The organism is Salipiger sp. IMCC34102 (assembly GCF_004145405.1).
Taxonomy (GTDB): domain Bacteria; phylum Pseudomonadota; class Alphaproteobacteria; order Rhodobacterales; family Rhodobacteraceae; genus Loktanella.
In genome coordinates, this window is the sequence record NZ_SELQ01000008.1 from 41,177 (window position 1) to 63,702 (window position 22,526).

15 protein-coding genes are annotated in these 22,526 nt (G+C 69.3%); 8 read left to right on the forward strand and 7 right to left on the reverse strand.

Going from position 1 to position 22,526, the window contains the following annotated elements:
- The first annotated feature begins 1 nt into the window (after position 1).
- Entirely contained in the window at positions 2-1,147 is a 1,146-nt protein-coding gene (locus tag EU805_RS14675) for a glycosyltransferase family 2 protein (RefSeq protein WP_207208118.1), read from the forward strand.
- On the opposite strand, the gene EU805_RS14680 is transcribed toward EU805_RS14675, so the two are convergent.
- The 6 genes from EU805_RS14680 to EU805_RS14705 are packed head-to-tail and all read right to left on the reverse strand — an operon-like array spanning position 1,133 to position 6,896.
- Entirely contained in the window at positions 1,133-2,530 is a 1,398-nt protein-coding gene (locus EU805_RS14680) for an aldehyde dehydrogenase family protein (RefSeq protein ID WP_242494187.1), read from the reverse strand. The genes EU805_RS14675 and EU805_RS14680 overlap by 15 nt on opposite strands.
- Before the next feature lie 5 nt (positions 2,531-2,535).
- The gene (gene idi / locus EU805_RS14685; protein ID WP_129764742.1) at positions 2,536-3,051 is read right to left on the reverse strand and encodes an isopentenyl-diphosphate Delta-isomerase; all 516 of its coding nucleotides are present in this window, start codon (positions 3,049-3,051) and stop codon (positions 2,536-2,538) included.
- The gene (locus EU805_RS14690) at positions 3,048-3,842 is read right to left on the reverse strand and encodes a hypothetical protein (RefSeq protein WP_207208119.1); all 795 of its coding nucleotides are present in this window, start codon (positions 3,840-3,842) and stop codon (positions 3,048-3,050) included. Before EU805_RS14690 ends, idi begins: the two co-directional genes overlap by 4 nt.
- 47 nt (positions 3,843-3,889) lie before the next feature.
- Positions 3,890-5,155, reverse strand: a complete 1,266-nt coding sequence (hpnE, locus tag EU805_RS14695) for a hydroxysqualene dehydroxylase HpnE (RefSeq protein WP_129764743.1) — start codon at positions 5,153-5,155, stop codon at positions 3,890-3,892.
- Complete coding sequence (locus tag EU805_RS14700; protein WP_129764744.1) at positions 5,152-5,994, reverse strand: squalene/phytoene synthase family protein; 843 nt, start codon at positions 5,992-5,994, stop codon at positions 5,152-5,154. Before EU805_RS14700 ends, hpnE begins: the two co-directional genes overlap by 4 nt.
- Complete coding sequence (locus EU805_RS14705) at positions 5,994-6,896, reverse strand: squalene/phytoene synthase family protein (RefSeq protein ID WP_129764745.1); 903 nt, start codon at positions 6,894-6,896, stop codon at positions 5,994-5,996. Before EU805_RS14705 ends, EU805_RS14700 begins: the two co-directional genes overlap by 1 nt.
- 303 nt (positions 6,897-7,199) lie before the next feature.
- Here EU805_RS14705 and EU805_RS14710 point away from each other — a divergent pair, with 303 nt between their 5' ends.
- Positions 7,200-7,610: a hypothetical protein gene (locus EU805_RS14710; protein ID WP_165351972.1), complete on the forward strand. Its 411-nt coding sequence runs from the start codon at positions 7,200-7,202 to the stop codon at positions 7,608-7,610.
- Between the two features lie 377 nt (positions 7,611-7,987).
- Here the strand turns inward: EU805_RS14710 and EU805_RS14715 are convergent, their stop codons facing one another.
- On the reverse strand, positions 7,988-8,761 hold the full coding sequence (locus tag EU805_RS14715; RefSeq protein ID WP_165351973.1) for a CpsD/CapB family tyrosine-protein kinase: 774 nt from the start codon (positions 8,759-8,761) through the stop codon (positions 7,988-7,990).
- A gap of 324 nt (positions 8,762-9,085) precedes the next feature.
- On the opposite strand from EU805_RS14715, the gene EU805_RS14720 reads away from it, so the two are divergent.
- The 6 genes from EU805_RS14720 (at position 9,086) to EU805_RS14745 (ending at position 22,516) form a co-directional block, all read left to right on the forward strand.
- Positions 9,086-9,841 (forward strand): WecB/TagA/CpsF family glycosyltransferase, encoded by a 756-nt coding sequence (locus EU805_RS14720; RefSeq protein ID WP_207208120.1) that lies wholly within the window; start codon positions 9,086-9,088, stop codon positions 9,839-9,841.
- Positions 9,842-9,972: 131 nt separating this feature from the next.
- On the forward strand, positions 9,973-10,656 hold the full coding sequence (locus EU805_RS14725; RefSeq protein ID WP_129764749.1) for a hypothetical protein: 684 nt from the start codon (positions 9,973-9,975) through the stop codon (positions 10,654-10,656).
- Positions 10,657-10,776: 120 nt separating this feature from the next.
- Positions 10,777-12,414, forward strand: coding sequence for a VPLPA-CTERM-specific exosortase XrtD (xrtD, locus tag EU805_RS14730; protein WP_129764750.1), 1,638 nt, complete (start codon positions 10,777-10,779; stop codon positions 12,412-12,414).
- A gap of 7 nt (positions 12,415-12,421) precedes the next feature.
- Positions 12,422-14,857 (forward strand): tetratricopeptide repeat protein, encoded by a 2,436-nt coding sequence (locus EU805_RS14735; protein WP_129764751.1) that lies wholly within the window; start codon positions 12,422-12,424, stop codon positions 14,855-14,857.
- A 26-nt stretch (positions 14,858-14,883) separates the two neighbouring features.
- Positions 14,884-15,816, forward strand: a complete 933-nt coding sequence (locus EU805_RS14740) for a glycosyltransferase family 2 protein (protein WP_207208123.1) — start codon at positions 14,884-14,886, stop codon at positions 15,814-15,816.
- Between the two features lie 193 nt (positions 15,817-16,009).
- Positions 16,010-22,516, forward strand: a complete 6,507-nt coding sequence (locus EU805_RS14745) for a type I polyketide synthase (RefSeq protein ID WP_129764752.1) — start codon at positions 16,010-16,012, stop codon at positions 22,514-22,516.
- Positions 22,517-22,526: the final 10 nt, after the last annotated feature.

Consider the following 22,526-nt stretch of genomic DNA (forward strand, 5'->3'; position numbering starts at 1 on the left):
CATGATCCTCGCGCTTTCGATCGCCGGGCTGGCGCTGGCCGCGTTCTTCGCCGTCATGGCGGCCGTGAACCTTGCCGTGCTGCGTCCGCCGCCTTCCGCGGATGGCAGCCCGTTGCCGCCCGTGTCGATCCTGATCCCGGCACGCGACGAAGCGAGGAACATCGCGGCGGCCATTGAGGCTGCGCTGGGGCAGACGGGCGTGGCGGTCGAGGTCGTGGTGCTGGACGACGGATCGACCGACGGCACGGATGCCATCGTCGCCGCCCGCGCGTCGGAAGACCCGCGACTTCGTCTGATCCGGGGTCTGGACCTGCCGCCCGGGTGGATCGGCAAGACGCACGCTTGCTGGCAACTTGGCCAGGCGGCACGCCACCCGATCCTGCTGTTCGTCGACGCGGACGTGCGGCTTGCGCAGGATGCGGCCGCCCGGCTGGTCGCCGGGATGGAGCAGTCGATGATTGACTGTCTCAGCGGTTTCCCCCGGCAGATCACCGCGACGCTGGCAGAGAAGATCGTCATCCCACAGATCTTTACCACCCTGCTGGGCTACCTGCCCTTGCCGATGGCGCGGCGCAGGCCCGACCCGTCCTTCGGCGTGGGCTGCGGTCAGCTGATGGCGGTGCGGCGGAGGGCCTACGATGCGGCGGGCGGGCATGCGGCCTTTGCCGGGCGGATGCACGACGGGCTGATGCTGCCCCGCAACGTCCGGCGCGCCGGCGGCGCCTCGGACCTGACCGACGCGACCCCGATCGCGGGCTGCCGCATGTACGACAGCCTTCCCGGCATCTGGCACGGCTTTTCCAAGAACGCGACCGAGGGGATGGCGACATCGCGCGCCCTGCCCGTCTGGACGGTCCTGCTTTTCGGCGGCCATGTCCTGCCTGTGCTGACCCTTTCCGCCGCCCTCGCGGCCGGCGCGTCCCTCTCCGCCGGCTTGTCGGCGCTGAGCATCGTCATGGTCCTGCTCGCGCGGGCGGCGATGGCGGTCCGATTGCGCCAGTCATGGCTGTCGGTTCTGGCGCATCCCTTGGGGGTCCTCTTCGTACTGGCGATCCAGTGGACGGCGCTGGTCGGCGCCCGGCGCGGGCGGCCCGCGGTCTGGCGCGGGCGCCGCTACGACCCCGCGCCGTCCTCAGCGGATCAGTGAGCGCAGGATCCGTTCCATCGACGCGCCATAGGGCGGTCTGACAAGACGCGACAGCGACGGGCGGGCCGTGACCACGCTCCGCAGGCGGGTCATGGCGCGGAACCCCTCGTCGCCGTGATACGCCCCCATCCCCGACGCGCCGACCCCGCCGAAGGGCAGCGATTGGACGCCGACGTGCTGCACCGCTTCGTTGATCATGGCCCCCCCCGCGCGGATCTGCGCGACTGTCGCCCGGGCGGCGCGAATATCCTGGCCATAGACGTAAAGCGCCAGAGGTGCGGGCCGGTCGTTGACGAAGCGGATCGCCGCGGCGGTGTCGTCGCAGGGGATGATCGGCAAGACGGGTCCGAAGATTTCCTCGCGCAGGAGGGGATGATCGGTGGGGGGGTCGACAACGGCCCAGCCCCCGATGCGGGGGGCCTGCGGCATCGTCTTCATCAAGGGTCGCGCGTCGAGGCCATCCAGCATCGCCTTCAGCCGCGCGCGGTCGGCGGGGCGCGCCATCGCCGTGTAATCCGGTCCGGAAGGATCGGGATAGAGCGTGGCCGTTGCCCGCGCGAGTGCTGCGACCACGTCTTCGACCATGCCGCGGGGCACCAGCAGATAGTCGGGTGCCACGCAGGTCTGGCCCGCGTTCAGCAGCTTGCCCGCCATGACAGATCGCGCCGCTGCCTCCAGGTCGACATCGCCTAGGAAGACGGCCGGCGACTTGCCTCCCAGCTCAAGCGTGACCGGCACCAGGTTTTCGGCCGCCGCCGCCATCACGCGCCGCCCGGTCGCGGTGGAGCCGGTGAAGAACAGGCCGTCCAGCGGCAGCGCTGACAGGGCGGCTGCCACGTCGGGTCCACCGGTCACGACCCGCGCCCGGTCCGGAACCGCGCCGCCTACGAGATCGGCCAGAAGGTCGGCCGTGCGCGGTGTGTGTTCGGACGGGTGCAAGATCGCCCGATTGCCGCCCGCCAGAGCCGCGACGAGCGGCACCAGTGCCAGTTGCACCGGGTAGTTCCAGGGCGCGTGAATACCGACGAGACCCAGCGGCTCCCGTTCGACCGAGGCGGTCGAGGGCCACATGTGCGGCGGCAGGATCACCCGGCGCGGCCGCATCCACCCGCGCAGGTTGCGCCGGGCGTGGCGCACCGACTGGACCACCATCGCTACCTCGGTCAGCAGCGTCTCGGGCCGGGCCCGGTGGCCGAAATCGGCGCTGACGGTGCGGGCGATGTCCTCGGCCGCGTCTTTCACCGCCCGGCCGATGGCCGCCAGATGCGCATCACGCTCCGCCCGTGCGGGAGCGGGGCGGTAACCGCTGAGCGCCTGGAAGGCCGGGTCCAGCGTGGCCGCGTCGTGCGATGCAGCCTCGTTCCGCGACGAAGGGTCGGGCACGGGTGTCATGCCGACAGAAGATGCCGGTGATCGGCCAGATAGATGCGCAGCCAGGGCACGAAGGAGGCGGGCTCCGCGGCGATTTCTCGCTCCAGCAGGGTCCAGTCGATCCAGCGGGTGTCGCCGACTTCATCCGGGTCCGGGTCGGGCGTCACCTGGGTTGGCATGTCGACGGTGAAGATCTCCACCACCTCGTGCTCGATCAGGCCGCCGCCGACGTCGGCGCGGTAGGTGACCCGGCCGCGGTGGTGCACGGTATCGACGGCGATACCCAGTTCCTCGCGCAGGCGGCGTCGTGCGCAGGCCTCGGGCGCCTCGTCCCAGGCGGGATGGGTGCAGCAGGCATTGGCCCAACATCCCGGAGTATGGTACTTGCCAGCAGCACGCTGCTGGATGAGGGTCGAGGCCCCATGGTTCACGAAGACGGACACCGCCTTGTGACGCAGCCCCTCGCGGTGCACGCGCAGCTTCTCGACCGGTGTCAGTTCTCCATCCACCCAGGCGGGAATCAATATCGTCATGTCGTCTCCATCCGCGTCGTCACGTCGTTGTCTGGCTGCCCGGAGGTCTGATGGAACGGGACGCCCGGCCATGCCCCGTAGATCAGCCTGTTGGAATTGCAGAAGTCCAGCAAAAGCCCCGACAACGGTAGCCGGGTTCCACGCTTGAGCGCCAGTTGCCCCGCAACGGCGCCGTAGATCGCGCCGGTGATGTTGGCGGCCACGTCACCCATCGTATCCCGCAGGCCGGACCGCTGGGCATTGGTGCCGAAGATCGCGTCGATCGAGAACTCCATCAACTCCCAGGCGGCGCCGACCAAGGCGGCGAAGCCGACGGCGAGGATGCTGCCGATCCACAAACCGGTCCGAGGCGGCGCGCCGGCGCTCACCAGCAGGACCAGCGCGTGGCCGACCAACGCCAGCACCGCCGCCGACACCAGGTGCAGCGCGATGTCCCACCACCAGTTCCAGGTGTAGGCCCCGGACCATTCGCCCACCACGAAGGCGGCGAGTGAGAAGGTCAGAACACCGGTGGCGAGGCCGGCAGGCATCACGATCCCGGACAGGCGCGTGTAGGCCGGCAAGGCGAGCGCCATCACCATGGCGCCCAAGGCTCCGACCGCCAGGACGACATCGCCCCTGGCCACGCCACCGATCGCAAGGCCAAGCGCGGCACACCAGACGATCGCCGCGATTATCGCACTCGGTCGGCGTCTCCCCTTGAGGTGTGCGAGCGCGATGTTCGTCATGCCCGAAACAATAGTCCGGAACCCGGCGTGGTCACGTCCCGCCTTGCGCGGATTTCGCTTCATGCAATCCATCTCCCTCGAAATGACGATATCGCGCGCGTGTCTTTCGCCTACGAGCCTCGGGCCGGTTCGGGCAACGTCCCGAGTACGGCCCTCGCACTCGCACGGCCGGACATCACGGCGCCTTCCAGGGTGGACGGCAACGGAGAGACGACATGATCGCCTGCCAGGACCAGATTGCGCAGGCCGGTATGCATCGGAAGTCGGGCAGCAAGGCTCGCCGGGGTCGCGGCGAAGGTGGCCGCGGTCTCGCGCAGGAGCCGTGTCGCGTGTGGTTCGCCCTCGATCCGCAGGACCTGGGCCACTTCGGCCCAGAGGCGCGCGGCGTCCGCCCGCGCGCTGCCATGGGCGTCGGCGGCCGAGACCGTCACCGATACCACGTCACCACGCACGAAGATCCACTGCGCAAGCCCATTCAGCACCCCTATCACCGGCGGCGCACCGGCGACGGCGGCAGCCGGCACGCGGAAATGCGCGTTGAGGATCGGCCGCCCGTCCGTCGGTGCGCTGCGCCCCAGCAACCCGCCCGCAATCTCCGCCGGGACTGCGAGGATCACCGCGTCCTGCGGATCGAGCGGCACCCTGGTCTTGTCGAAGATCAAGGCCTGAACAGTATCCCCCGACCGGTCGATCGCCCGCAGCGGTGCGCGCCAGACGACACGGGCGCCCAACGCCTCGATCATGCGCAAGGCCGGCGCGATCAGCGTCGGTCCCAACCCGTGCGGCATCGTGATCGGACGGCAGGCGCGGCCGCCCTTCAGAAGCGTGCGCCGCAGAACGGCGGCAAGAGGAACGGCAGAGCCCGTGTCGGGCGGCTCGTTCAGCACGGCAAGGGAGAGCGGGTCCCACAACCTGTCCCACGCCGCCCCGCGCCGCCGCAGGGTCTGCGCCACCGTCCGGGTTGGATCGGCCGTCAGCAGGCGCGCCAGATCGGCCACGAGACCGCCCGCCCCCACGTCGGGCGGCAGCGCCATCCGGCCACGTAGCAGATCGACCGGCCCGTCGGGGATCCGCAAGGTCCATTCCGCCCCACCGGCCAGATCGTGGAACGGCAGGGCAGCGTCCTGCGCGATATCCAGAAGATCGAAGGTGCCGATCCGGCGGCAATGGTCCAGCACCGCCCCATTGCCGGAAAGGACAAGGTGATTCCCGTTGTCGATCAATCGGTCGAGGCGCGCGTCGTGAAAGCTCCAGCACCGCCCCCCGGCCCGGCCGGTGGCCTCGTGCAGGTGGACCTCGACCGCGCCGGAGCGGGCCAGGTCCAGTGCTGCGGCAAGCCCGGACAGCCCCGCGCCGACGATGTGCACCCGTCTCACGCGCGCCCGCGCAGGGTGCACCGCAATCCGTCGCGCAGCTTCTGCAAGCCGTTGCGCGGTGGCGGGGGTCGGGTCGGGTCGATCTCGATCGCGGTCAGCATCCGCGCGTAGGGACCCATCATCATCAGCGCCGGAAGCAGCCGCAGCCGATTGTGGCTCGGGACTTCGGCCTCGGCCGCCTCGAAGGCGGTCCGGGCACGGGCGGCGAGCAGTGCCCGCACCTGCGGCAGGCCGTCCGCCCCAGGCACCCGCCGCGGGTCGGTCGGAACGCCGGCGCGTTCCATCAGGTCCGACGGAAGGTAGATGCGTCCAATCGCCGCGTCCTCCTCCACGTCCCGCAGGATGTTGGTCAACTGCAGCGCCCGGGCCAGCGAGAGCGCGAACCGGTGCGAGCTCTCGCCCCGCCAGGCCCCGAAGATGTGCATCGACAACAGCCCGACCGACCCCGCGACACGGCGCACGTAGGCGTCCAGCGTCCGCCAGTCAGGGGCGCACATGCCGCCCACGTCCATGCGCATGCCTTCGATGACCAGATCCAGCTCCGCGTCCGGCAGTCCGAAGTTGCGGATCGCCCAGGTGAGCTCTGCCCCCAAAGGCGTGTCGGCCTGACCCTCGCGCGCGAGGTCCACCTCGCGCTGCCAGGCATCCAGCGCAAGGGTCTTGGCTTCGACGTTGCTGCCGCCGTCCGCGATGTCGTCGACGACCCGGCAAAAGGCATAGACCGCGAAGATCGCCCGTCGCCGGTCGTGCGACAGGCAGCGCATGCCGGCCGTGAAGGAACTGCCCGAGGATCTGACGATCTCGGCCGCAGGGCGCTGCATGTCCATGTCCAGCGCCATCAGTACCGGTTCCCCGATGGCATGGCGACGAGCCGCAGCAGTCCCGCCGCACCGGCCCGCGCGGCATCCCGTCTGCGCGGGGCAATGCGATGGGCAAGCGGATCACCCACGGCCAGTCTGCGCCTCAGGGACCGGGCCAGCGACAGGATCACCCGCGCTTCGGCTGCCAGCCGACGCGAGCCGATGACCGCGGGTAGCGGTGCAGCCCGATCCAGCAGGCCGTCCGTTTTCGCCAAGGCGCAGTCGAACGCACCTCGCAGACCGGGTGTGAGGGCGGCACGGTCCAGATCCTCGACCCCGCTGCCTGCAGCCTCGATCATGCGCAGCGGCAAGTAGACCCGCCCAAGCTCACGCCGGTCCGCGCCCATGTCCTGAAGGTGATTCAGAACTTGCAGGGCCGAGCAGAGCGCGTCCGACGCATCGGTCGCATCGTCGCCCTCGCCGTGCAGCTCCAACAGGAAGCGCCCGACCGGATTGGCCGAAGCGTGGCAGTAGCGCATCAGGTCGTCCCAGTCGCGGCAGGGTTCGGCCCGGATATCGCTGCGGAAGGCGTCGAGCATATGCAGCGCGTGTCGTGCAGCAGACCGCTGGCCGATCGCGCTCAGCACCTGTAGCAGCGTCAATGCACGCGCGTCGCCTGCCGGATCGCCCGCCAGCCCCGCCTCTATTTCGTTCAGCCGCCGGGCCTTCGTGGCGGCTGCAAGCTGCGGGTGGTCCGCAATGTCGTCGGCGGCGCGCACCACGTCATAGAAAGCGCGCACGGACGGTCGCAGAGGGGCTGCGATCAGGACGGAGGCGACGGGGAAGTTTTCCCGCACGGGCGCTGGCGCCAAACCACCACCAACGTCACCGGCATCTGGATCGATCCGCACGGCGCGCAAGTTTTTCGTGGCCTCAGTCATCCGCGTCCAATCTTTCCTCTCGTTCGGGGATAATCCAAGCAATTAGCACGATATCCGCCGTGGCGAGGATCTCGTGGACGGTCCCAAGTGCACGCCATCGTGAGGCTGGCAGATCGCCCCCCAACGGTCCGGTATTTGGCAACGCCGTCCGGTCGTGCTGTTTTGCAATTATCTGCCCGAGTGCGTCCACCGCGAGATCGGTTCTCGTCGGCCAGACCCTGTCCTCGCTCGGGATCGCGCGCAAGGGCGTGGTCCTGTCGGCCAAGTTCGAGCACGGCACCAGCGCGGGCCCGAACAGCGATCTTGCAGAAAGGTCTGCTTGCGACCGTCCTGAACGCGACGCTCTATGCGTTCGCGCACCTGATGTTCTGGAACTGGGTCGTCCTGTTGGTGTCGTTCCTGGGCGGGCTCCTCTTCGCGCGGTCCTACCGTCAGCGCGGCCTAGTCGAGGCATGGGCGCTTCATGGCGTGACGGGCTTCGTGCTCTTCGCCGTCGGCATCGGCTCGTATTTCACATCAGAGGCGTCGGCGCGACCGTTCGGACCCTTCTCTTCCATATCGAGTTGTGTCGTCAGGAGGTTGATCCGAGCTACTCACCGTCTCCCGAACGGGATTCGAAGTAAATTAGGCGACTCGCTGCAACGGCCGATCGGGTTGGTTGCCATTATTTTCTTGCCAAAAGACCAACGTCAAAGGCTTCTCGCCGAGGGGTGAGTAAGGGCCCAATGAACAAAGAGGGTCATCCATTTCCGGATGATTGCTGCTGTTCGAGCGGCATCTTCCAGTGCTGCAATGCAAAGATCTTCTGCTCGACCACAATAGTCACGGCGCATAAAGTTCCCCGAGGCAATGCAAATGCAGAGATTCACCGAAGGGTTGGCACAGCGGATTTTGGGGACAGCTTATCAAAGGTCTGGATTGGCTTCTCCGGCCATTATCTGACATGCGCAGACGGTTGACCCGGCTCTCAATCAAAGAAGCTTCCGATCTTCAGTCGCCTCTTCACCACAGAATTCGCCTTATCTGACTTGCAGGAGCTGCGCCTTTCAAGCTTTGGGCCAAGCTCGCGCAAACCGGCTATCCGCTCCGCCCTAGCCGCCGTAATAGGACGCGGTGCTGGCGTCCTCCGCCTCGTTGAGGACGGTCGCCAGGATCGGCAACTCGCCGTCCAGCAGGGCTTCGGTGTTGCGGACCTGCTGCGCGGTCGTCTTCTCGCCGTGGCTGACCAGGACGACCGCGTCGAGCTGGTACTTGAAGGCCAGGATGTCGTCGCAGACCAAGGCCGGCGGGAGATCGTAGATCACGACATCTGGCCGAAGCCGGGTCATCACCTGGCCCAATGCGGCGCGGGTCTGCGTGGCGTGAAGCGTCTCGGCCGGGCTGTCCGAGACGGTATCGTTGGGCATCACCGCGAAATTGTCCGCCAGCCGCACCACGCGCCGCAGGAGGATCGCTGCGTTGTCCAAGGCGCTCGCGAGCGACCCCGCCTCCGGAATTTCGAGCGCGCGGGTCAGGCCGGGATTGCGCAGGTCCATGTCGCACAAGAGCGTGCGCAGGTGGGCCTGGCGGGCCAGGCTGAAGCCCAGGTTCGCGGCCAGGAACGTCTTGCCGCAGCCCCCCGTGGGCGAGGTAATTCCCAGGTGCGTCCAGCCGCGCTCCTCCATCGCGTTGAGCAGCCGCGTGCGCAGCAGATCGATGCCCACCGCAGCGGGATCGCGGCGGGCCTGCGTCACGATCCGGTTACGGTTCAGGCGGGCGGGCCCGGGTTCGAACCTGCGAAGATTGAACCAGGTCGCATCCGGGTCGGCGGCACTGGCGGGGCGCGCGTAGACTAGCGCTTTGGTGTCACGGGAATCTTTGAGCATCTGAACGGCTTCCATGGCGCCCGGTTGCGATCATGCGGGCCCGCGACGGAAGAAAAAACCGTCTTTCGGGTAATCACCGGGTCAGGCAAAATGAATTTGGAGTCTTGATCTTTCGAATATTTGACCAGTCTATTTCAGAACATGCCACATCGCAAGAATTTCGGTCCCGCCTCGCTGGTGGCGCGCAGCCTGCGTGCTCCCGCGGTCCGGCTTGCGGATTGGCTGACCGAGCCGCCACAAGAGGCCGGCCCCGATGCACGGCTCGATCGCGCGCGCGCCGCTCTGTCACGGCCTTCGCGCGAACCGGACCAGCCGATCGGGCGCGTGGCGATCCTGTTCCGGAAGCTGCACATCGTCCCGGACGAGGCAGCGCTTGCCCGCCTCCTCGACGACTTGGCGGAATCGCCCGCGGGTTTGCGAATCGGTTTTCTCAACGCGCATGCGATCAACCTGGCGTGGCGCGATTCGGAGGCGGCACGGGCGTTTTGCGATCTCGACCTTCTGCTGCGCGACGGGATCGGAATGAAGATCGCCCTGCGCGCGATGAAGTTGGACCCGGGGCTGAACATGAACGGCACCGATCTCATTCCCCGGATCCTGAAGGCCAGGGGCCATGACCGTGTGGCGATCTACGGGACGGAGGATCCCTGGCTTTCCCGCGCGGCCGACCGGCTGCGCACGCAAGGGGTGCAGATCGTGGACACACGCCACGGTTTCGATCCCGAGGGCCACTATGCCGAACGGCTGGCCAGAACCCCGGCAGACGTGGTGCTGCTGGCCATGGGAATGCCCAAGCAGGAACGTGTCGCGGCGGGCCTGCCGGCGGGGGAGCGGCGACTGATCCTGTGCGGCGGTGCGATCGTCGACTTCATGGCCGGACGTGTCCCCCGCGCGCCCGCCTGGATGCAGCGCGGAAACCTGGAATGGCTGTTTCGCCTGTGGTGTGAGCCGGTGCGGCTGTTCGACCGCTACGTGATCGGCAACGCGGCCTTCCTGGTGCGGACCGCGTTCCTGCCTGGGCGGCGCCCGGCCAGGATGACGCTGGCGCTGCTGGACTGGATTGTGGCAAAATTGCGTTAACAAAATGTTGACGGAATCACGACCCGCGGCTACGGTCAGCTTGCGTATAGGCACTCAAGATTCTCCCTATTTCAAAGAATCGCGCAGTTCTATTTTCAAAACGAGGGCCGGAGTTTTCCGGTATTTGCATTATGAATTTCAGACTACCCGGCCTTCTGGCCGCTCTCGCCGTATCTGTCGGTGGAATTCTCTCCTCCGGATCGGCACAGGCACAGGCGGCGACCTGGCCCACCTTCGAACTCGACCTCGCCGCGTCATCCATCTCCGTTGAAGCGGAAGGATGCGTCGTGTCCTGCACGGGGTTCAACGGCGCGTTCGGTCAGGGCGCCCATGACTTCTCCTGGACGCCCGCCTCCGCGCGGGAGTCGCACTACGTGGACGATTTCTTCACCTGGTCCACGAGTGATCGCGGGTTCGGGACGGAGCTTTACACCGTCTCCACGGAACTCGTCTTCTCGTCGCCCGACTTGCAAACCGCCTCCACCGCCAATGGCGGCGGCCTGGTGGTCCAGCTTTGGGGCGATTTCTCGGCCGGTGTGCTGCACTGGACCGACGCGGCCTCCGTGACGTTCCAGCAGGGCTCGACGCTGGACGTGGTCTTCGACGGGCTTGCGGGCATGTGGAACGGCTCGGTCGAAACCGGCGTGCGCTTCATGGGCAACCTGATCCAGGCCGGCACCGGCGGGGGCGACGGCGTCTCCTCCGTTCCGCTGCCGGGATCGCTCGTCCTGCTGCTGTCGGCCTTCGGGGCCTTTTTCGGCGGGCGGCGCCTGATGGGCGCGGGCGCGACCGGCGACACGCCAAGGGCCGCTTGATCGCGACCTGATCCAGCCGCCGGGGTCTGCGCACGCAGGCGCCGGCGGACCTTTCTCATCCTCTACCGGCAAGGCCCGCGGCGCGCATTTCGCGTCCGCGCCTTCGGGGGCGGTCGAACGATGGTCACAACCGATCTCACGATACCAGGGACAGGCCCGACCGGGGTCCGCCGCGTCGCGGTCGCGGGGCTTGCGACCCTCGTCGCGGTGGCGGCCTTCATCGTGTTCCGCGACGGGCTTACGCTGCTGTGGTCTTCCTGGGCGCTGCCCGAATACGCCCACGGCCCGGTCATTCCGATCCTGTCACTCCTGCTTCTGCACCGTCAGGTGGCGCGGGCGGGCGATGCCGACACCTGGGGCGGCGCGCCGCGACCGACCGTCGTCGTGGCGGTCGCCCTGTCGCTTCTCGCCGTGCTGCTGGGGATCTTCGGCTCTCTTTCCGGCCTGACCGAGGTTTCGGCCTACGGCCTTCTGCCCTTCGCGATGGCACTGGTGGTCGTCGCCACGGGCTGGCCCGCCGCCGGCCACTTCTGGCATGCCATCGTGCACCTGGGCTTCATGCTGCCGCTGCCCGGCCTTGTCTACTACGCCACCACGACCGCCTTGCAGGCCTTCTCCTCCGAGGCGGGCGTGATCCTGATCCGGCTCTTCGACATCCCGGTCGTCCTCCAAGGCAATGTGATCGACATGGGCGCGGTGAAACTTCTGGTGGCCGAGGCCTGCTCGGGCCTGCGCTACATGTTCCCGATCCTCAGCTTTTCCTACATCTTGGCGATCTTCTACCGCGGTGCCTTCTGGAAAAAGCTCGCGATCCTGGCCATGGCGGTGCCGATCGCGGTGGCGGTCAACGCGCTGCGGATCGCCACGATCGGCGTGGCTTACGGGCTTTACGACATCGCCCCGGCGGAAGGCTTCGCCCATCTCTTCGAAGGCTGGGCCGTCTTCCTGCTTTCGATCCTGCTGATCCTGGCCGCCGCTGCGGCCCTGTCGTCGGGCGGGCGGATGTCGTTCGACACCGGGTTGGGCCAGACCCGCGTCGTGATCGCGCGCCTGCGCCGGGCGGGCTCTCCCGCCGCATTCGGCGCCGTCGCAGCAGTCTTCTGTCTCGGGGCCGCGATCCTTCTCGCCCTGCCCGAGCGGACGCATACCCCCGTCGCGCGGGTGCCGTTCTCGCTCCTGGACGACACCCTCGGCCCCTGGACGCTGGAGTCGCGCACCACCCTCGACGCCGCCACGCTGGCCGAACTGGCCGCCGACGACGTGCTGGCCGCGAATTTCACCCGCGACGCGGCCGAGAGCGCCCCGGTGGAGCTTTTCCTTGCCTACTACGCCGACCAGCGCGCGGGCGGCATCCACTCGCCCGAGATCTGCCTGCCCGGCGCCGGGTGGGAGATCGAAACCCTCACCCCGATGACCCTGACGGACGTGCAGGGCACCAACGTCCCCGCGTTGCGGGCGGTGATCCGCCGCGACCTTGAGCGGCGCGTCGTCGTCTACTGGTTCGACCAGCACGGACGGCGGACCGCCCGCGACTACGTCGCCAAGGCCACGCTCGTCTGGGACAGCCTGCGTCACCAGCGCACGGACGGCGCGCTGGTTCGGCTGGTCACCTCCGTCCGGCAAGGCGAATCGCCCGAGGCGGCCACGGCCCGGCTGACCGATATGGCACGCCACCTCGGGCCCGCGCTGCCGCCGCATCTGCCGGGCCTTGGCCCCGCGACCGCCGCCTCCCTTTCCGTTTTCCCCAAGGACACCTGATTTCGCCATGTTCCGCATCCTAGCCATCCTCGTCACCCTCGGCGTCGTAGCCGTCCTTGCCGCCCCCGCCGCCCTGCGCCTCGCCGGCGGCACCGGTGGCATCGCGCGGCTGATGCAGGCCGGGGACGACCAGGCGGCGGATGGCGACTGGGTCGCCGCGCGCCTGCGCTACGAACAGGTGCTCTCCAACGATCCCGAGAACCTCGACGCCCGCCTCGGGCTGGCCCGTGCCCTGCGCGACGGCGGCCTCTTCGAGCTTTCGGCGACGCATCTTCTCTACATCATCGGCAAGGATCCCGAGATGCCCGCCCCGCGGATCGAGTTCGCCGAGATGCTCTTCATGGCCGGTGAGCTGTCCGAAAGCCGGATGCACCTCGACCGCGCTGGCGTGACGGAGGGCGCGCTGCTGCCGCGGGCGCAGGCGCTGACGGCGGCGCATGCCGCGGCCGAGGGCGACGATGCCCAGGCGCTCGCGCAGGCCCGCGCGGCGCTCGCCGCCGATCCGGGCCTGTCGCATGCCTACGCCACGCAGGCCGCCGTCGCGTTGCGGGCAGAGGACTTCGACACCGCGCTCGCGGCGCTGGATGCGGCCCGGACGGCGCAGGCGGAGACACTGTCGCACGGGCTGATGCGCCTGGGCATCCTCGAGCGGCAGGGGCGCACCGACGCCATCGGCTCCGAGTTGCGCGTGCTTTCCGAAACCTACCCCGACGTGCCCGAACTGCGGCTGGCGCTTGCACGCTGGATCGCAGGTCGGCACCCCGACCGGACCGAGGACGCGCGCGAGATCCTCATCTCCTTGGTGCGCGACAGCGCCGACGATGCGGCCGCCCTGTCCAGCCTTACGAGCGACGCGGTGGCACTTCTGGGTAACGCGGCGGCGTTCGACGTGTTCAACACCGCGGGCGCGGACCCCGCGCTTTCGGGTCAGCTCGAACAGCAGATCGCCGTCCTGGAAGGGGCCGCAGGAGACACCGCCGCCGCCCGGGCACGGCTGTCCCGCGAGATCGAGAACGCCCGCACCCCAGAAGCGCGCAATTCCGCGCGCATCCTGCTGGCGCGGCTGATGGACCCCGTGACCGAAGGGGCGGCGCGCCTGGCGCTTGCCGCAGCCGTGCTCGAGGACGATCCGCAGAACCCCTCCGCCCACCTGTTGCTGGCCGACGCAGAAACCCGTCGCGGCGCGCCGGAGGCCGCGATCTCGCACCTGCGCACCGTGCTGAGCGTCCGGCCCGACGATGCCGGCACGCTGATGGCGCTGGCGCGGGCCCACGCGCTGGCGGGGTCGCTCGAACTGGCGCTCGACCGGTTGTCGAAGGCGGTTCAGGTATCGAACCACGCCCCGGACCTCGCGCTGACCCACGCCGGGCTGATCGAGGGACGACAAGGGGCGGCACCGGCGGCAGAGCTCATCGACATCGCACTCGAACAGCATCCGCAGGACCTTGACCTGCTGACCCGGCGCGCCGCCCTTGCACTGCGCGCGGGCGACGTGGCGACCGCGCGCGGGCTGCGGTCGCGGCTCGCAGACCTGCCCGGCGGTGCCGACACCGTGCCGGAGCTGGACCTGGCCATTGCCGCCCAATCCGGCACGCTCCAGACGGACATGGACGCGCTCGCCCGCGACGACAGCCCCGAGGGGCAACTGCTGCTGGCCCGCGGCGCATTGCGTGCGGGCCGTGCCGCCCAGGCGGCGGAGATCCTGGACGCGCGTCTCGCCGCCGCCCCGGGGACCGTCGACGCCCTCTTGCTGCGTGCCGATGCGGCCCTCGCCTTGCAGGACACCGACGCCGCGGTCGCGAACCTGGACGAGGCGATGCGACTGGCCCCCGAACGCCCCGCGATCGCGGCGAGCCTCGCCCGGCTGCTCCTGGCACTCGACCGGCCAGAGGCCGCGGACGAGGCGATCGCGGGCGGCCTGGCCCATGTGCCGCAGGACTACGAACTCGCGGTGCTTCAGGCCTACCGGCTGGACCGCACAGGGCAGACCGACGCCGCGCGCGACGCCTTCGACGCGCTCTCGCGCCGCGCCCCAGGCGATCCGCGCGTGGCCTTCCGCCTCGCCCGGCTGCTGACGCGGCCCGGCACCTCCGCCGCAGAGGTCGACCGGGCGCTCCAGCTCACCGCGCCGCACGACCTCTCGGACGACCCCGAGCGGCAGGCGATCCGCGGATGGGTGCTGCACCGGGCCGGGTCCTCGACCGCGGCGCTGGATCTGTTGCGCGACGCAGCACCCCGGCGGGTGGAGGATCCCCAGACCCAGGCCTGGCTGGGCCTTGCGGAACGCGGCGCGGGCAACCCCGAGGCCGCGCTGGCGGCGGTGTCGCGGGCGCTCGACCTCGCGGCGGGCGGCGCCGCCTTCGACGACGACGAGGTGCGCCGCGCCACGCGCCGGGCCCACGACGAGATGCGCGAGGCCTCGCACTCGGCCCGTTCGAACTAGTCCGCACCAAGGGGAAAGGGATCTTCGTGACACAGTCGACCGCCACCGCGACGTCCCCCCGCCACCGCCCCGTCCGGGCGCCGGCGCGCACCTCCCGGTCCGGACCGCGCCCCCGGATCAGCGTCATCATCCCGGCCCACAACGAGGAATCCTACCTCGGGGCCTGTTTGTCCGCGCTGCTTTGCTCGGCGCCGGTGCTGTTTCGGGACGGGCAGCCCGTCCCGGTCCAGGTGGTCGTGGCCGCCAACGGCTGCACGGATCGCACCTGCGCCGTCGCGCGCGGCTTCGGGTCGCGCATGACGCGCCGCGGCTGGAAACTCGTGATCCTCGACATCGCGCAAGGCAGCAAGATCGGCGCGCTGAACGCGGCCGACGCCCGCGCCTCGGGCGACGTGCGGATCTACCTCGACGCGGACGTGAACGTGGGACCCGACCTGCTGCGCCAGACGTGGGAGGCCCTGCAAGGCCCCCTGCCCCGCTACGCCAGCGGCCGAATGGACATCATCGAACCGGCCTGCTTCGCCAGCCGGGCCTACCGCGAGATCTACCGCCGCGTGCCGTTCCAGACCCGCACGATCCCGGGGGCGGGCTATTTCGCCGTCAACGCGGCAGGCAGGGCGCGCTGGGAAATCTTTCCCGACGTGATCGCCGACGACCTGTTCGTCCGGCTTCAGTTCGACAAGAACGAGCGCATCCAGCTCAGCGATTCGTTCCGTTGGGAACTGACGGAAGGCTTCCGTGCGCTGGTGCGCGTGCGCCGGAGGCAGGACACCGGCACCCGTGACCTGCTGGCCCGCTTCCCCCGCCTCGTCGCCAACGAGGACAAGCCCCGGTTCGAGCCGGGCGAACTGCGGCGCCTGGCACTGAGATTTCCCGTGGGCATGGCAGTTTACTGTGCCGTTGCGCTGATGTCGCGGCTTCCCGCCCGCTCGGAGGCCTGGGCCCGTGGGCGAAGTTGATTGCTGCAAGGCCGATACCGAAACCCCCGGGCCACGCACGCGGGTTTCAATTGATTTTCGCGACCGGAAAGATAGAATGGCGCCTGATTATTACCATAGGCCTCGGGGCATTTTTTCCCGGCACTTGGCCGCATTCTATTTTAGCGACGCCGCCCTGCACGGGGAATTCGCGGCAAAGACATTGGATTGATGAATGTTTGATCATGATCGCCAGAACGATCGTGTCGATACCGATATTGCGATCGTCGGCATGGCCGCTCATTTGCCCGGTGCGGCGAACGTTGCCGAATTCTGGAAAAACCTGACCGCCGGCAAAAGCGCGATCCGCGAATTGACTGCCGCCGAACTGGAGGCCGCCGGCGAACGCCCCGAGCGTCTTTTGGATCGCAATTACGTCCCCTTCGCCGCCGCGCTGGACGATTTCGACCATTTCGACGCGGAGTTCTTCGGCTTCTCGCCCAAGGAAGCCGCGATCATGGACCCCCAGCACCGCCAGTTCCTCGAAGTGTGCTGGGAAGCGTTGGAGAACGCGGGCCGCATGCCCGAGACCCACCCCGGCCCGATCGGCGTCTTCGCGGGTTGCGGGATGGGCAGCTATTTCTATTTCAACCTGTGCTCGAACCCCGGTCTGGTCGACGACGTGGGCATGTTCCTGCTGCGCCATACCGGCAACGACAAGGACTTCCTGGCGACCCGGGTCAGCCATGTCTTCGACCTCAAGGGGCCCAGCATCAACCTTCAGACCGCCTGCTCGACCTCGCTGGTCGCGGTGCACTACGCGGTGCAATCCCTGCTGAACGGCGAATGCGACATGGCGCTGGCGGGGGGTGTCACGATCGAGTTGCCGCACCGGCGCGGCTACATCTACGAGGAGGGAGAGATCCTGTCCCCCGACGGGGCCTGCCACGCCTTCGATCACCGCGCGCAAGGCACCGTCTTCGGCTCGGGCGCGGGGGCCGTGGCGCTGCGCCGGCTGGAGGACGCGCTGGCCGACGGAGACCACATCTGGGGCGTGGTGAAGGGAACCGCGATCAACAACGACGGGGCGGCCAAGGCGGGCTACCTCGCCCCCAGCGTCGAAGGCCAGTCCCGTGCCATCCGCGAGGCGCAAGCGGTGGCCGAGGTCGACGCGGGCAGCATCGGCTACGTCGAATGTCACGGCACCGGCACCTACCTGGGCGACCCGATCGAGGTCGCGGCCCTGACCGACGCCTTCGGCCTGGACCCCGCCGCGCGCGGCACCTGCCGGATCGGGTCTGTGAAGACCAATATCGGCCACCTCGACACCGCCGCGGGTGTGGCCAGCCTGATCAAGGCCACCCTGTCCGTCCACGAAGGCCGTATCCCGCCTTCGCTGGGATACGAGAAACCCAATCCCGCCATCGACTTCGACACCAGCCCCTTCCGCGTGAACGATCGGTTGCACGACTGGCAGTCCGAGCGGCCGCGGCGCGCGGGAGTGAATTCCTTGGGCGTCGGCGGCACCAATGCCCACGCCATCGTCGAAGAGCCGCCGCAGGTGGCCGCGTCCGAGCGGGGCGACTGGCCCTTTGCGCTGCTGTGCCTGTCGGGGCGCAACCTCAAGGCGCTGGACGCGAACGCGGGCCGTCTTGCCGCCCACCTGCGCGACCGGCCCGACCAGGCGCTCGACGACGTGGCCTGGACCCTGAAGAACGGCCGCCGCGCCTTCGAGAAGCGCCGCGTCATTGTCGCCGAAACCCATGACGAAGCCGCGGCAAAGCTCGAACGGGGCGACCGGCGCGAGGTCTTCACCCATACTGCCCTGGGCGACGATCCCGGCGTGGTCTTCATGTTTCCCGGCGGCGGCGCACAACACGTCGGCATGGCACGCGACCTCTACGAGACCGAGCCGGTCTTCCAGGACTGGATGGATCGCGGGTTGGACATCCTGCAGCCGCAGATCGACTACGACGTCCGTGCGCTCTGGCTGGCGAAAGGCGCGGAGGCCGCCCGCGCCGCCGAGAGGCTGAAGACGCCTTCCGTCCAGTTGCCGCTCATCATGATCGTCGAATACGCGCTGGCGAAGCTCTGGATGTCCTGGGGGGTCGAGCCGGAGGTCCTCGTCGGGCATTCCATGGGCGAGAACACCGCCGCCTGCCTCGCCGGCGTGATGTCCTTCGAGGATTGCATCGGCCTGGTGCTTTTGCGCGGGCGTCTTTTCGACACGGTGGCGCCGGGAGGCATGCTCTCGGTCCCGCTGTCGGCGGATGCGGTGGCCCCCTACCTCGGCGGCGATCTGGACATCGCCTGCGTCAACGCCGCAGAGCTCACGGTCGTCTCCGGCCCGGTCGCGGGATTGGAGCGGGCGCGCAAGGCCCTTGCCGCGGACGAAATCGACGCGCAGCGCATCGCCATCGACATCGCCGCCCATTCGCGGATGCTCGACCCGATCCTGCCGCGCTTCCGCGACTACCTCGCCGGTATCGATCTGCACGCGCCGCGGATCCCCATCGTCTCGAACCGCACCGGCGCGGTGCTGACGGATGCGCAGGCGCAGGACCCCGACTACTGGGCAGGCCACCTGCGCGGGACCGTGCATTTCGCCGAATGCGTGACCGGGCTTTGCGAGGATCCCGACCGTGTCCTGCTGGAGGTCGGACCGGGCAAGGCGCTGGGATCGCTGGCTCAGGCCAATGCCCGCGTGACGCCGAACCAGGTCATCAACACCCTGCGTCACCCCGATCACGACGTGGCCGACGACGCTTACTTCCTGGCCACGCTGGGGCGGCTCTGGGCCACGGGGGTCGAGATCGACTGGGACCAGATCTGGGGCACCGCCCGGCGCCGCCGCGTGCCGCTGCCGGGCTACGCCTTTCAACGGCAGCGCTACTTCATAGAGGCCGGCACCCCCGCCACCGCCACCCCGCCCGCGCCGCCCCTGCAGCGCATGGAGGATATCGCGGACTGGGGCTGGCAGCCGCGCTGGATCAAGAGCGTGGCGCCCGGCGCCCCCGATCCCGCTCATGACCTGCCCCGCGCCCGCCGGGACGTCTGGCTGATGTTCTGCGACACCCTCGGCGTGGCGGACCGCGCCGCCGACCGGCTGGCGGCGGCGGGCGAGCGGGTGATCCGCCTGCGCACCGGCGACGTCTTCGAACGCACCGGCCCCGACAGCTATACCCTGCCGCTGGACCAGGGGCGCGCGGGCTACGACCAACTGGTCGCCGGGTTGGTGGCGGAGGGCATCGTTCCCACGCGGGCCGCGCATTTCTGGACCCTGACCGGTGCCGCCCCCGAAGGCCGCGACATGGGCAGCTTCAACGCCACGCAGGATCGCGGGTTCTATTCCCTGCTCTACCTCGGGCAGGCCATCGCGGGCGAGGACCTGCCCGGCGCGGTCCACGTCACCGTCTTCACCGACGGCGCGGCCAGCGTCGCCGGAGAGCCGTTGCGCGCCCCTGCCAAGGCCACCCTGGCCGGTCCCGCCCAAGTGCTGCCGAAGGAGCGCGAGGGTTTGACGATCCGGCTCGTGGATCTCGACACCCCCGCCTCCGCCCCCGCCCGGCGGCGCGGCAAGGTCGCCGCGGCCGACTGGACCGCCGGGACCGAGGCGCTGGACGACGCCATTCTGGAGGAGCTGCTCGCCACCCCCGGCAACGAGATCGTGGCCCTGCGCGGGCGGGCGCGCCACACCCGGACCTTCCGAAAGACCCCGCTCGCCCCCGTGGCGGACCCGCGGGATCTGCCCCTGCGCCGGGGCGGGACCTACGTGGTGACCGGCGGGTTCGGCGGCATCGGCCTCAACGTGGCAGAGACCCTGTGGCACAATTGCGCGGCCAACATCGTGCTGGTCGGCCGCAGCCCCATGCCCCAGCGGGACGACTGGGACGCGCACCTGCGCCGGGCCGGACCCAACGATTCCGTCTCGCGCCGCATCGCCGCGGTCCGTAGACTCGAAGGCCTGGGCGCGCAGGTGCTGGCCCTGAGCGCCGACGTGGCCTCCCTGCCGGAGGTCATGACCGTCGTGCGCCGCACCGAAGAGCGTTTCGGCCCGATCAACGGCGTCGTCCATGCCGCGGGTGCGATCGACGACGCGCCCTTCATGACCAAGTCGCAATCCTCGGTCGAGGCGGTCTTCTCGCCCAAGATCCGCGGCGCGCAGATCATCGAGGAATGCCTGCCCCGCGCGGATCTCGACTGGCTGGTGCTGTTTTCGTCCACCTCGACCGTCACGGGCCCGGTGGGCCAGGTCGACTACGTCGCGGCCAACGAATACCTCAACGCCTTCGCGCAATCCCACGCCGCGGGCCCGATGCGGGTCGTGTCGCTGAACTGGGGCGTCTGGAACGAGATCGGCATGGCCGTCGAGGCGCTGGCCGATCGGACCGGCGCGCGCGCGCCCGCCCCGGTCGAGCCGCTGGACCTGCCGCTGTGGGACAGCCGGACCTTCGACGACAAGGGCCGCAGCGTCCTTTCGGCGACCTATGACGCGGGCAGGGACTGGATCCTGGACGGTCACCGGACGCGGGCGGGCGACGCGCTGATCCCCGGCACCGGCTACATCGAGATGATCGCCCAGGCGATGACGGCCCAGGGCGAAACCGGTGCCTTCGAGATCCGCGACCTGATCTTCCTGCGGCCACTCTCGATCGAGGACGGCACCCCTCGGCCCGCGCGCCTGCGCCTGTCGCGCACCATCGACGGCTACCTTTGCGACATCCAGAGCGGCGTCCGGATCGACGGGCGGGAGGGTTTCGTGACCAACGCGCGTGCCAACTTGTCGCTGATGCCGCTCGATCCGCCCCGGCGCCCGGACCTGGAGGCCGTACGCGCCGCCTGCGACCGCGTCGCGCGCGCGCAAGACGGCGGCAGCCTCGTCTCGCCGCAGGAAGCGCACCTCGATTTCGGCCCACGCTGGCGGGTGCTGCAATCGACGGCCTTCGGGGACGGCATCGGCATCGCGGAACTCGCGTTGCCCGACGCGTTCCGCGCCGACCTGCGCGACGGATGGCTGGCGCATCCAGCCCTCCTCGACCTTGCGACCGGTTGGGCCATCGAGCTGATCCCGGGCTATACCGCGGCCGACCTGTGGGTGCCGGTGTCCTACCAGTCGATCCACGTCCATGCAGCCTTGCCCGCCCGCCTCGTGTCGCTGGCGCGGATCCGCGACCGGGCCGGTGCGGAGGGCGATTTCGCCAGTTTCGACATCCTGCTGACAGACCCCGACGGCGCCGTCGTGATGGAGGTGACCAATTTCACCATCCACCGCATGACCGACCCGGCCTTTACCCGGCCCGCCGCACCGGGATCACGCGACGTCGAGTTCACCGCAACCGACGCCACGGCCCCCCGCGCCCTCTCCCCCGAGGAGGAGCGGATGCAGGACACCATCGCGCGCGGCATCCGCCCCGAGGAAGGCTCGGAGGCCTTCTTGCGCGCCTTGGCCGGGGGCGCGCCGCAGATCGTGGTGACCTCCGTCGATCTCGACGCGCTCGTGGCCTCCGCCGCGGCGAACCGCGCGACGCGCGACGACGGCGCGGACAAGTTCGACCGCCCCGAGCTCGACACCGAATTCGTGGCCCCCGAGACCGATGTGCAACGCATGCTCGTGAAGATGTGGGAAGACCTTCTGGGCGTGAACGGCGTGGGCATCGCCGACAGCTTCTTCGACCTCGGGGGGCACTCGCTGATCGCCGTGCGGCTCTTCTCGCAGATCAAGAAGGCCTACCGCGTCGAATTTCCGATCTCGACCCTGTTCGAGGCCCCCACGATCGCTGCCTGCGCCGCCTTGATCGAGGACCGGATCGGCCCCGCCGCAGCCCCCGCCGGCGACGACGGTGACACGCCGCCTGCCGCATCCGCTGCCCCCGCGCGCCGCAGCCGTCACCTGGTGGCGATGCACGACGACGCCTGCGGGCACGGCACGCCCTTCTTCTTGGTCGCGGGCATGTTCGGCAACGTCATGAACCTGCGCTACCTCGCCTCGCTCCTGCAGTCGGACCGCCCGGTCTACGGCCTGCAGGCGCGCGGCCTTTTCCGGGGCGATGCGCCGCATGAGAGCTTCGCGGAAGCCGCGCGCGACTACATCGCCGAGATCCGACAGGTCCAACCCAGGGGGCCCTACACGCTCGGCGGCTATTCGGGCGGCGGGCTGATCGCGTTTGAAGTGGCGCAACAACTCACCCAGGCGGGGGAAACCGTGTCGGCGCTGGTCTTCCTCGACACGCCGCTGCCGGTGCGCCCGCCGCTTGCGGCGCGCGACAAGACGGCGATCAAGCTTCAGCAGATGCGCGAGAGCGGTCCCGGCTTCCTTGCCCGCTGGGCGCGTGATCGCGTGGTGCAGCGGCTGACCGGACGCATCGATCCCGCGCAGGCGCCGCGCGGCGGCTCCGTCGTCGAGAACACGCAGATCGAGGCGGCCTTCCATCGCAGTCGCTTTGCCTATGACCTGCGCCCCTACGACGGGCCGGTGACCTTGTTCCGGCCGCCGGTCGCGGCGCGCTGGACCGCCGCCGACGGGACCGCGATCGACGAGGATCGCCATTACGTCGCCGAGGACAATTTCTGGCGCGGCCACCTGCCGCAGATCGACGTGCGGATCACGCCCGGCGATCACCACTCGATGGTGCTGGAGCCCAACGTCCGGGCCCTTGCGCTGGACTTGCGCGCGGTTCTGGGCCGGGCCGACCGCCAGGCCGAGGACGCCGCCGTCTGGCCGCACCTGCAGGCCGCGGAATGAGGATGATCCC

Bases quoted from the DNA above. Each gene is read 5' to 3' on its own strand.
- EU805_RS14675 (WP_207208118.1), top strand. From the start codon at position 2: ATGATCCTCGCGCTTTCGATCGCCGGGCTGGCGCTGGCCGCGTTCTTC.
- idi (WP_129764742.1), bottom strand. From the start codon at position 3,051: ATGACGATATTGATTCCCGCCTGGGTGGATGGAGAACTGACACCGGTC.
- EU805_RS14690 (WP_207208119.1), bottom strand. From the start codon at position 3,842: ATGAAGCGAAATCCGCGCAAGGCGGGACGTGACCACGCCGGGTTCCGG.
- EU805_RS14700 (WP_129764744.1), bottom strand. From the start codon at position 5,994: ATGGCGCTGGACATGGACATGCAGCGCCCTGCGGCCGAGATCGTCAGA.
- EU805_RS14705 (WP_129764745.1), bottom strand. From the start codon at position 6,896: ATGACTGAGGCCACGAAAAACTTGCGCGCCGTGCGGATCGATCCAGAT.
- EU805_RS14715 (WP_165351973.1), bottom strand. From the start codon at position 8,761: ATGCTCAAAGATTCCCGTGACACCAAAGCGCTAGTCTACGCGCGCCCC.
- EU805_RS14725 (WP_129764749.1), top strand. From the start codon at position 9,973: ATGAATTTCAGACTACCCGGCCTTCTGGCCGCTCTCGCCGTATCTGTC.
- xrtD (WP_129764750.1), top strand. From the start codon at position 10,777: ATGGTCACAACCGATCTCACGATACCAGGGACAGGCCCGACCGGGGTC.
- EU805_RS14735 (WP_129764751.1), top strand. From the start codon at position 12,422: ATGTTCCGCATCCTAGCCATCCTCGTCACCCTCGGCGTCGTAGCCGTC.
- EU805_RS14745 (WP_129764752.1), top strand. From the start codon at position 16,010: ATGTTTGATCATGATCGCCAGAACGATCGTGTCGATACCGATATTGCG.